Source organism: Fodinibius salsisoli (assembly GCF_026229185.1).
In the GTDB taxonomy this organism is placed as follows: Bacteria; Bacteroidota; Rhodothermia; order Balneolales; family Balneolaceae; genus Fodinibius; species Fodinibius salsisoli.
In genome coordinates this window covers 1-533 of sequence record NZ_JAGGJA010000043.1, presented here as the reverse complement: position 1 = coordinate 533, position 533 = coordinate 1, and the positions used below count along the sequence as shown (strand labels likewise).

Below are 533 nucleotides of genomic sequence, written 5' to 3'. Positions count from 1 at the left end.
CTAACCCGCGCATACCCTTAGCTAAGAGTCAAATAAAAGTGTTAAAAAGGGTAACTAAGATGCACCTTTTCCACAAATGGAGGGATTCCATTTAAAAAAATCCCGATAAAGAGGTGGTTTTAGGCAATGTTACCTGCTCTGGATGCTGATTCCGACTATTGCAGAACCGCACAATCACAGGATTTCGACCTTAAACCAAACCAACCAGCCGTGACAATGATTAAGTGCCGATCATCCCCGTCGGGGCGGGTTGACCATGCGCGGTTGTCGGTCATCAGCTGGTTGGGGTGCTGCAGGCCAGCTTAGCCTGCACATTGATATACGCGTTGGGGATCAAATTGCTCCCGGCTTTTGGCTGCCCCATACAACATTTTTACCAGCTTTCGCATGCTGGCCACTTTGGCTTTCCCGGCCGGCATGCCCTCGGCGACCTTTCGGTGGTAATAGGGCCCCAGGATGCGATCCCCTCGCAGCAGCGAAAATGTGGCCTGCCCGAGGTACTTGCGCAACAGAATCCGTCCCTTTTTGGTAAT

Annotated in this window: 1 pseudogene; it reads right to left on the bottom strand. The window is 51.4% G+C overall.

Annotated features, from left to right (window positions below):
- Positions 1-302: 302 nt before the first annotated feature.
- Positions 303-533, bottom strand: a pseudogene (locus tag J6I44_RS20550) (IS110 family transposase); the annotation flags it as partial.